General features: G+C 48.6%; 8 protein-coding genes. 4 read left to right on the top strand and 4 right to left on the bottom strand.

Translation table 11 applies throughout. The features are described from left to right. The 3 genes from J5224_RS22300 to norR all read right to left on the bottom strand — a co-directional run. Positions 1 to 362 (bottom strand): aminopeptidase P family N-terminal domain-containing protein (locus J5224_RS22300; protein WP_264627440.1); only part of this gene is annotated, 362 nt, incomplete at its 3' end. Positions 363 to 589: 227 nt separating this feature from the next. Beyond that, positions 590 to 2,800, bottom strand: a complete 2,211-nt coding sequence (locus tag J5224_RS22295; RefSeq protein WP_264627439.1) for a TonB-dependent receptor domain-containing protein — start codon at positions 2,798 to 2,800, stop codon at positions 590 to 592. Positions 2,801 to 3,164: 364 nt separating this feature from the next. After that, positions 3,165 to 4,679: a nitric oxide reductase transcriptional regulator NorR gene (norR, locus tag J5224_RS22290; RefSeq protein WP_264627438.1), complete on the bottom strand. Its 1,515-nt coding sequence runs from the start codon at positions 4,677 to 4,679 to the stop codon at positions 3,165 to 3,167. 188 nt (positions 4,680 to 4,867) lie between these two features. Here norR and norV point away from each other — a divergent pair, with 188 nt between their 5' ends. The 4 genes from norV (at position 4,868) to J5224_RS22270 (ending at position 9,030) form a co-directional block, all read left to right on the top strand. Beyond that, the gene (gene norV / locus J5224_RS22285) at positions 4,868 to 6,313 is read left to right on the top strand and encodes an anaerobic nitric oxide reductase flavorubredoxin (protein WP_264627437.1); all 1,446 of its coding nucleotides are present in this window, start codon (positions 4,868 to 4,870) and stop codon (positions 6,311 to 6,313) included. Continuing rightward, a complete protein-coding gene (norW, locus tag J5224_RS22280; RefSeq protein WP_264627436.1) occupies positions 6,310 to 7,437 on the top strand; it encodes an NADH:flavorubredoxin reductase NorW in 1,128 nt (375 codons plus the stop codon). Before norV ends, norW begins: the two co-directional genes overlap by 4 nt. A 157-nt stretch (positions 7,438 to 7,594) precedes the next feature. Beyond that, positions 7,595 to 8,494, top strand: a complete 900-nt coding sequence (locus J5224_RS22275; RefSeq protein ID WP_264627435.1) for an EamA family transporter — start codon at positions 7,595 to 7,597, stop codon at positions 8,492 to 8,494. A 17-nt stretch (positions 8,495 to 8,511) separates the two neighbouring features. Continuing rightward, on the top strand, positions 8,512 to 9,030 hold the full coding sequence (locus tag J5224_RS22270) for a phosphoribosyltransferase (protein ID WP_264627434.1): 519 nt from the start codon (positions 8,512 to 8,514) through the stop codon (positions 9,028 to 9,030). 137 nt (positions 9,031 to 9,167) lie between these two features. Here the strand turns inward: J5224_RS22270 and tehA are convergent, their stop codons facing one another. Further along, positions 9,168 to 10,157: a dicarboxylate transporter/tellurite-resistance protein TehA gene (gene tehA / locus J5224_RS22265; RefSeq protein WP_264627433.1), complete on the bottom strand. Its 990-nt coding sequence runs from the start codon at positions 10,155 to 10,157 to the stop codon at positions 9,168 to 9,170. Between the last annotated feature and the right edge of the window lie 328 nt (positions 10,158 to 10,485).

Genomic DNA, 10,485 nt, shown 5'->3' with positions numbered 1-10,485 from the left:
ATTGGCTGATCGGGCAGAGAGAAGCAGGGCGCGTGCAAAACGGTGCCGTGCAGTCGGGCGTGAGGCACCAGCTTGAGATTCTCATTCCCCATGACATAGGTGGCGGCTCCGTTTTTTGCGACGATCAGCAGTGCCTCTTCGAAGCGGGGAATAAATCCACTCAGGTATTCGAAATTGCCGCCATGCTCTTTATCGGCATAGATAATCAACGCATCAAGACCCTGCTGACGCATGGCGTGCAAGACGCGATGTAGGCGTTCTCGCTGGGTTTCATCACTAAGCGCCGTGCTCTGTACACGCGCATAGGTTTTCGGCTGAGGAATGGCTTGCAGTGTATATGATTCTGGTTCATTCACTGTCATGATCGCCTCTGAATAATCGTAGAGAGATGCTGTATTTGAATGTCTGAGCAAATTATAACCTAACGTGGCGCAGTCTCGCTGTGCCCGACCTGGAGATAATAAAGATTTCCCGATGGATCACATTTTAATGAATCTCATCCTTGAGATTCATCCAGCAGGCCATCGCTTGCCACCTTCCTGCAACTCGAATTATTTAGGGTATAATACAGAGCAGATGAAGGATATATTTAGAATTTAGCTTCAAATCCAATTCTGAATGTTCTACCTGGTATCGGCATGTAAATAACCGAGCCTGGGTCGAAAGCGTAGCGATTAGTCAGATTATCTATGTTAAAGGACACGTCGATGTCCTTTGTTATATTGTATTTAGCGAAAAAGTCAAACGTAGTCGAGGCATATTGTCTCTCAATGGGGGCCGCCGCTGTGCCTGCCAACCAACCTTGTGGATATTCTTTCCCTGAGTTGTAGCGAATTCTTGTGCCAGTATAAAGATGTTGATCCAGTAATTTTATGCCAATAGCTGCTGATATATTTCTTTTCGGCGGGATCCTTGATGCAGTTAAGCCCCATGGGAAACCAACGGAGTTACAGGGATCGGGAGAGTTGCTGAGATTCATTTCTTCTTTTGAGCACAATGTCGCGTTATTATACAACGTGACGTCAATGTTGCTAAAAAAATACGTTGAATCATAATTGGCTTCAAACTCATATCCTGAAAGGGTGAACTTTTCATAGTTTTTTGTAATAATATAAGCATCGAGGGTTTTATTTTGTTGAGGATTGCGTCCTTGTGATAAATAATTCTCTATGTTATTTTTGAAGTATGATATTTTTATCTTAAAGGCATCGTCTTTTAATACTAAACTACCTTTATTTATTTTGACTCCCATTTCCAAAGATCTCAATTTTTCAGGTTTTATAGGATGATTTGGGCTATAAGAGGCTGTTTGTCCAGATACGGTGCTTTCAAATAAACTTGGGTTCCTATATGTATTAGCGATTTTTGTAAAAAGATCAATATTTTTAAAAATATGAAATGTCAAGGCGCCAAAAATATCGTTTCTCTCTTGATATTTAATTTTATGATTCTGGTTTTTATCGTTTATTTCAAATGTATGTCCACGCCAACCTACGAGGGCATGAAATCTATCACCGTCATACTCGGTATTGAAAAATAGTGCCTTTCCTATTCCTTGTGCATTTCTCGCTGCGCTCAGCAGTTCGTCTCCTGGATAGGTGGCTTGTGGTGTCCATATCGATTGGTATCGTTTATTTAAAGGGCGTATTTTTTGTGTTGTAATCTCTATACCATAAGTAAGATTGACCGGGGTATTGGATAAAGATGATGTGTTTGTCAGGTTAATCCCTTTCCTATCATCATCATAAGTATGAAAGTATTGTCCGGCATTTTTTGCGCCAACATCTTCAGCATAGCCATTATGCTGATTGTATTTTCCTGTTGTCCACCACATGCCCATATTAAAATCAATAAGAAGGTTCTCTGGTTTGTAGCTATAACTGAATGAGGCTGCATTTATTATTGCCGACCCAAGTTCCCATTGAGGCATGCTTTCCAGGCCATCTCGATTTGAGCTGTCTTTGCTCCAGTACGCCGCAAGAACCTCTCCGGCACGCTGTTGATGCCTTCTGATGTTAAGCTCAACTCTCTGCGAAGGGGTGAGATTTAACCCAGTTTTAAGAATGCTGGAATGGCTTTCGTAGCTTGTGTTTACGACCTCTTGCCCTGGCGAGATAGGTGATTTATCTTGATATTTGTCAGCGCCATGTTTTCCTGAAAAGTAGTTTCCTTGGTATCTCTCACTGTGAGCAAAAACAACATCAATGTCGGCATCGAGATAGGCCAAACCAAAAGTTAATGATCCATTATTAAATTTATTTTCTTTTATGCCATTGGATAAAATATACGTAGACTGATGGGTGTCATCAGCGAGAATATCTGGCCTTCTATTGTTATTAAAAATGTTTCCTTTTAAAAGTAACCCTAGGTTATCCCCTTTTGGGATAATGTCTTTAGCCTCTAATGTTTTAATTTTTATCATTCCGCCAATAGCGCCACTGCCAAATTGACCTGCCGTAACCCCTTTTTCAACAGATATCGTATTAATGAGATCCATGTCTATGTAGGTTCTGTCGGCACTCCCCTGATAGCCTCTCCAGGTATTGGTTGACTGTAGACTACCATCAATGACAATAGGGACTCTACCATTGTTCTGCAAACCACGAATGCCAACATCTATGGCTCCGCCTTCATTTCTTGAGTTATTTATTTGTAATGATGTCTTGCTACCAAATATATCCGCATTGTTTGTGCCCGTTGTTAAAGTATTTTTAACATTTATTAATGTAGGGTTATTTTCTGATGCTTCAACAACGATTGTATCACTGTTGATGTGTTCATTTTGTTTTTCAAACGACATACAGTGTGATGAAATGGGTAAAATACAGATAAATAGATATTTTCTACCCAGTCTGCTTATGCTTATCAAGATAATGTCCTGCTACATGTGAATGAGAATACCATTCATAATAATGATAATCATTATTATGTGAATTAACTTATCCATACTGTAGTGGTTTTTTGTAATATATGGTTTTTCAATAATAAGAATGAATAGTTATTTACTTTTCGTGAGCATTGATTAAAACAGAATGTTAGCCCTAAGCAAGATTGAATAGAAACGATATTTCCATGCGATGATTTCTCGTGATCTACGTTTTTGTGCTTATTCCGCAATATAATATGACGTTATTTACAGCTAATTTAGATGAGATCCTATATTGCTATGGTTTGATCCTTAAGCGCTTCGCTAATCGATGAAGATTGGCCACATCGATGTCGAGCGCTCTGGCGCTGGCAGCCCAGTTGTGTCCGTTCTGCGTTAATGCCTGATTAATCACCGTGCGCTGAAAATCTTCTGTGGCATGGCGTAAGTTGGGCGTTGGTGCAACGTTTTGGCTCTCCTGCACCGGGCGTTCAGGTGCACCCTGTTGCGCAATGTGGTGTGCTTCCAGCACGACGTTATCACCGCTCCGCTCTGCCCGGGCAAGAATGATGGCGCGGTGGATGGCATGCTCCAGTTCTCGTACATTCCCCGGCCAGGCGTAAGTCAGCAGCAGGGCGTGGGCACGTTGGCTGAGCGCCACACGAGTCAATCCCAGCCTTACGCGGCATTGCTCGCAGAAATAGCCTGCCAGAAGAATCACATCTTCGCCGCGTTCGCGCAGGGGAGGAACCAAAAGCGGGAATACGCTCAGACGGTGATACAAGTCGGCACGAAAACGTCCTGCCAGCACCTCTTCGCGTAAGTCGCGATTGGTTGCTGCCAGCACGCGCACATCAACCCGCAGACTGCGATCGTCACCCACGCGCTGTATATCGCCGTATTGCAGAACGCGTAGCAATTTAGCCTGTAAGGCGAGAGAGAGTTCGCCAATTTCATCGAGGAACAGCGTGCCTTTATCGGCCATTTCAAACTTGCCGCTGCGGTGGCTGATGGCACCGGTAAACGCCCCTTTCACATGCCCGAACAGCTCGCTTTCGGCCACGCTTTCCGGCAGTGCCGCGCAGTTCAGGTAGATAAGCGGGTTTGTCGAACGCGCTGAACCCTGATGAATAGCTTGAGCGACCAGCTCCTTCCCGGTACCGGTTTCCCCGCCGATCAGCACGTTAAGATCGGATGCAGCAACGATCTCAATCTCTTTTTTTAGCTGAGTCATACCCGAAGAAAGACCGATCATCTCGGTATGCGCGGCCTTTTCAAAGGCGGGAGCAGCCGCCGGTAGGATGTTTTGGCTTTCCAACTGTTCGATCAGCAGTGCGTTATTCAATGCCCCTGCGGTTAACGCAGCGATCAGACGCAGTTCCTCATCACTGAAGGTGTCGAATTGATTCGGATCCAGACCGTCAAGGGTGAGCGCGCCAATCAGATTTTGCCCAGCAAACAGCGGCAGGCCGATACAGGCATGCACTTTTAGCGTCTCCTGTCCGGGGATCAATCCATCGTAGGGGTCTGGTAAATCGCTGTCGGCGGGAAAGCGCACCACATCGCCCGCGCGCGCAATCGCTTCGAGCCGCGGGTGCGCTTCCAATGCGAAGCGTCGGCCCAACACGTCCGATGCCAGACCGTCAATGGCCAGAGGGATAAACTGTCGCGTTTCATAGCGCAACAGGGCAGAGGCATCGCAATCCAATATCTGGCGCAGGGTGGTAATCAGGCGCTGAAACCGATCCTGATGGCCGATGCCTCGCTGTAGCTCAATGGCAATCTTCGCCAAGACGTTAACGGAAAAACTCATAGCCACCCCCGGCAGTCAAATTGACAATGAATAATGTCATAATGACTATGGTAAGTATAGTCATTATGACATGTTTTCTTTTTGATTAAATCATAAAGTCATTTAAAAACATATAATTGAAAACATGGCACGCCAATTGATATAGCCCAACTATCTTATTCGTATTACAGCATAAATTTGAGGTTGATATGGCTATTCATGTGAAGAACAACATCCACTGGGTTGGGCAACGTGACTGGGAAGTACGCGATTTTCACGGCACCGAATACAAAACCCTGCGCGGCAGCAGCTATAACAGTTACTTGATTCGTGAAGGGAAAAACGTGCTCATCGACACGGTGGACCATAAGTTCAGCCGTGATTTCGTTCAGAACCTGCGTGCAGAAATCGATCTGTCGCAGATTGATTACATCATTATCAACCATGCGGAAGAGGACCATGCGGGCGCGTTAACCGAGCTGATGTCGCAGATCCCCAATACGCCTATCTACTGCACCGCCAATGCGATTGACTCCATCAATGGCCACCACCACCACCCGGAATGGCGCTTCCACGTGGTGAAAACCGGTGACACCCTGGATATTGGCAATGGAAAGCAGCTGGTGTTTGTGGAAACGCCGATGCTGCATTGGCCGGATAGTATGATGACCTACATGACGGGGGATGCGGTGTTGTTCAGTAACGACGCATTCGGGCAACACTACTGCGATGAGCGCTTGTTTAACGACGAAGTTGACCAAACCGAGCTGTTTGAGCAGTGCCAGCGCTACTATGCCAACATCCTGACGCCGTTCAGCCGACTGGTGACGCCTAAAATCACGGAGATCCTCGGCTTTAATCTGCCGGTTGATATGATTGCTACCTCTCACGGTGTGGTGTGGCGGGATAACCCGACGCAAATCGTGGAGCTGTATCTGAAATGGGCGGCAGATTATCAGGAAGATCGCATCACTATTTTCTACGACACCATGTCCAACAACACGCGCATGATGGCGGATGCTATCGCACAGGGCATCAACGATGTTGACCCGCGCGTCGCGGTGAAAATTTTCAATATCTCACGCAGTGATAAAAACGACATTCTGACTAACGTGTTCCGCTCCAAAGGGGTTCTGGTGGGATCGTCTACCATGAACAACGTCATGATGCCCAAAGTGGCGGGCATGCTGGAGGAATTAACGGGGCTGCGTTTTCGCAACAAGAAAGCCTCTGCGTTCGGCAGCTATGGCTGGAACGGCGGTGCGGTCGATCGTGTGCAAACGCGCTTGATGGATGCCGGTTTCGAAACCACCATTGCCCTGAAGGCCAAATGGCGTCCCGATATTGATGCACTGGCGATGTGCCGTGAGCACGGGCGTGAAATTGGCCGTCAATGGGCGCTCTCCCCGTTGCCAGAGGCGGTGCGCGCTACGCCGCAACAAGAAGCCTGCGCCTGTGCAGCGAAAGCGGCCGCCGATCTGGGACCACAGATGCAGTGCAGCGTTTGTCAGTGGGTGTATGACCCGGCCCGCGGTGAACCAATGCAGGACGTGGCGCCCGGAACGCCGTGGAGCCAGGTGCCTGACAGTTTCCTGTGCCCGGAATGTTCGTTGGGTAAGGCGGTATTTGATGAACTGGCGGTGGAGGCGGTATGAGTGACGGTATCGTTATTATCGGCTCAGGTTTTGCAGCCCGTCAGTTGGTGAAAAATATCCGCAAGCAGGATACGACCATCCCGCTGTCTCTGATTGCGGCTGACAGCATGGATGAATATAACAAGCCCGATCTCAGCCATGTGATAAGCCAAGGGCAATGCGCCGACGATCTCACGCGTCAGTCGATGGGGGCGTTTGCTGAGCAATATCAGCTACGGCTCTACCCATATACACGGATCACCGACATCGATGTCGCGCATCATCGCGTAAAAAGTCACGACAGCGAATGGTGTTACGACAAGCTGGTGCTGGCAATGGGGGCCTCCGCATCGGTGCCACCGGTTCCGGGGCATGAACTGATGCTGACGTTGAACAGTCAGCAAGAATACCGCGCGTGTGAAGCGCAGTTGCAGGATGCGCGGCGGGTGTTGGTGGTCGGCGCAGGATTGATTGGCACTGAACTGGCGATGGATTTTTGTCGTGCCGGTAAGGCGGTTACGCTGGCCGATTGCGCTGCTAGCGTGTTGCCGACGTTGCTGCCGCCAGAAGTGAGCGGCCGCTTGCAACACTGTCTGGTCGATACGGGCACGCATCTGTTGTTGAAAGCAAAACTGCAATCGCTGGAACAGACCGAAAAAGGCATTCGCGCCCGGTTCGATGGTGAACGCGTGATTGAGGCGGATGTGGTGGTGGCGGCTACCGGCCTGTGCCCGGAAACGGCGCTGGCGCAGCGCGCCGGGATTGTTACCCGACGTGGAGTGGTGGTCGATAACACGCTGCGAACCAGTCATGCCGATATTTATGCGTTAGGCGACTGCGCTGAAATAGCAGGGCAGGTACGGCCATTTCTGCAGCCGATCCAACTAAGCGCTATCGCACTGGCGAAAACGCTGCTTGGCGTTAACACCACGCTCGCGCTGCCCGCCATGCTGGTAAAGGTGAAAACACCGGCGCTGCCATTACATCTGGCCGGAGAATCAGGCCGCAGTGATTTACGCTGGCAGATTGCCACTGCGCCGGAGGGCATGGTGGCACAGGGCATGGATGCTGAGGGGCAGTTGCGCGCCTTTGTCGTGAGCGAAGATCGGATGAAAGAGGCGTTCGCGTTGCTAAAAGCACTATAACTTGGTGTATGGCTGTGATTTTTTAGGCTCACTTATCGAAAAGACTGTCTATCTTCAGTATGGTGTAGGGCATAGGGCGATAACCGTATTGGTCGTGTGTAGCGAGCGTGACTGAACGGTGTCGCCTTACTCCGTTTTATTCCGCCATGAGGTTGTGATGAGTCTTGCCAAACAAGGCATGTTATACGTGTTAATCGCCTCCATCCTGTGGGGCAGTTCTGGTGTCTGTGCCCAATACTTGATGGAGCATCTGCATATTTCCGCCGGTTGGTTGACGATGTCGCGCCTGCTGTTTTCCGGCATCATTCTGTTAATGCTCGGTTTTCTGCAAGGCCAGCCGGTGTTTAGTGTTTTTAGCGAGAAGAAAGAGGCCATCAAGCTCTTTATTTTCAGCCTGTGCGGCACGTTAACCGTGCAGTTCACCTTTTTGGTCACGATTGAAAAATCAAACGCGGCAACCGGGACGATCCTTCAGTTTCTCTCCCCGACGGTGATTGTTACCTGGTTTGCGCTGACGCGGAAAAAGCTGCCGGGCATGTTTGTGTGTGCCGCGATACTCACTTCGCTGGCGGGCACTTTCTTGCTGGTGACGCACGGTAATCCGACGTCGCTGTCGATCTCGCCTGCGGCGCTGATCTGGGGGATTGCCTCCGCCTTTGCTGCCGCTTTCTATTCCACGTACTCCTCGGGCCTGATATCCCGACACGGCACGTTGCTGGTGGTGGGGTGGAGCATGTTTATTGCAGGGGTATTGATGATGCCGTTTTTCCTGCTGCCGGAAGAGAACATTGCGGTTAACGGCCTGGGGCTGTTTGCCTTCTTCTATCTTATTATCGTGGGCACTGCCGTGACGTTTAGCCTGTATCTCAAGGGCGCATCGCTGATTGGCGGCCAGAAGGCCAGTATTCTTAGCTGCGCGGAGCCGCTGACCAGCGCGGTGCTATCCTTGTTGCTGTTGGGCATTACTTTTACGCTGCCGGATTGGCTTGGCACGCTGCTTATCCTTTCATCTGTGCTGCTGATTGCCATGGATGCCAAGGGGAAGCTACACCGTTAATCTGAGGTTAATCTGCTATGAAACATGAACATGTCGGTGAGGTTATCATCAGTGCATCCTCGATTGCGCAAGGCGTCAGTCAGGTTGCCGCACAGCTTAATCAGGACTTTGATGAGGCCGTTGTCATTACGGTCGTGCCGGGCGGTATTCTCTACACGGCAGACCTGACCAGGCAGTTAACTTTTGATATCAATATGGATTATATTTCCTGTCCCCATACGCCGGGAGACAGAAATAATCATTCTCCCATCGTGTTCCATAATAATATCGATATCAGTAACCGCCATGTCATCCTGATTGATGATGCGATTGAGTCAGGTGGGACAATGAAGCGTCTGGTTAACCATATCTCCGAGCACTTCACGCCAAAATCGGTTTCGGTTGCCGTTTTGTTTGTCAAACCGGGTCGCGCTAATATCCCGGTTAAGCAATATTTTGCGTATGAAATGGATAACGATGACTTACTGATTGGCTATGGTATGCCGTGGGAGAATAAGTATAGAAATCTCCCTTATGTTGCTAAATTGAAGCGTTAAGTGTCTGCTAAACGTGATCGTCGGGCAATGTATGCTTTCGCATTTCTTGGTAACTGCATTATTGGCACTGACTAATGCCACATCAGACGCCGTGTAGTGGCGGTAAAGGGAGGAGAACAGATCCTTTTCCCGCACAGTTATTTGTCCATGGACACGGGTGTATACCTCAGCATTTTGCCTTGCAGCAGCAGCATGAGTGTTTGGATAATAAGCAGAGCAATTAGGGTGTTACTAAAAATAAACAGAGGAAGTGCAAGCAGAGGCAACACGCCTTCTGAACTACCATATCCCAAATGGAGTGCAGTAGAGGCAAGTGCCGAGAGCCCGAATGAGAAACTCCAGAACGAGGGGTTGAATGGCCCTTTCAGATACCATGGAATCAGACGGATCATAAATAACAACTGTAGCAAACCGTAGCCAAAAAGCAGTTTTGCAAAGGTATCAGCCTCCCCGCCATTAACGGCCAACCAGGCATTGCATGCAACCAGAGAAGGGGCAAGCTGTATACCGAGAGAAAGTCTCACCGGTGCTGGCATTTCCCCGTGGCTACGCATTCTATGTAGAATGGCCGGTTCCAGGCTTAACCATGAGAAAATACCCGCGCCGAGGAATAGAATGCCGAGATCGTGGTATCCCAGCGCGCCACTGGCCATACAACTGATGAAGTTATTCGCAACAGTGGGTAGATAAAGCCCTGGTGTGGTTGCATCGTGCGGATGTTTTCCTCGCCATATTCCAGCGCTTTGCCAGGCGGCATACGCGAGTTGGATGATCGCTCCTGTAATAAACATTGCCACGCTGAGTGGTCTACACCAAGGCACGAAGCCTATTGCAACCAACATGGTCGTTGCAGGGAATAAACTGATATAGCTGCCCATGAGGGGGTGCTCAATTTCGTGTTTAACACTGCTCGGGAAGCGGATCAGGCGGTATACAAAAGCAATGGCTAACAATGCCCAGATGAGTATTGCCAGTATCACCAGACCTTCGCCGATGAGCGGCGTTATTGACCAAATTGTTGCGGCATAGCGCCACCCGAAACCTGCCCCAATGGTGCCGAGAACCATACCGAAATAGCCTGCCGGTAGATCCAAAAAAGAGGAACGGCCAGTTAAGTGAGAATTCATTCTGTTTATACTGTCAAAAAAAAGTAGCTTAGTTTTAACGAGGGTTGGCGTTTTCGTCTATGCGGTCGATCAATATCATTATGGAACGTGGCTAAAAGATGTAGTTGTAAAATATTATCTTATTTAACAAGGTGGTAATAAATATCCTACTCGTCGTTATTCCCTATGAGGGGCGATGCTGTGATATTTTTGGTGCGTTTGGCTCCAAAAAGAAAGGGGACGTTAATTAGCGCATCGATTAATCGTCGGTATTTGCCGATGATTTGATTTTTTCGATGGCGATAATATTTTCAGACATCGCTTCATTAAGGACTTCTACTGCCGTACG

This window comes from Candidatus Symbiopectobacterium sp. NZEC135 (assembly GCF_025962695.1).
Note: the sequence above shows the minus strand (reverse complement) of the source record. Positions and strands in the feature narration are given on the sequence as shown.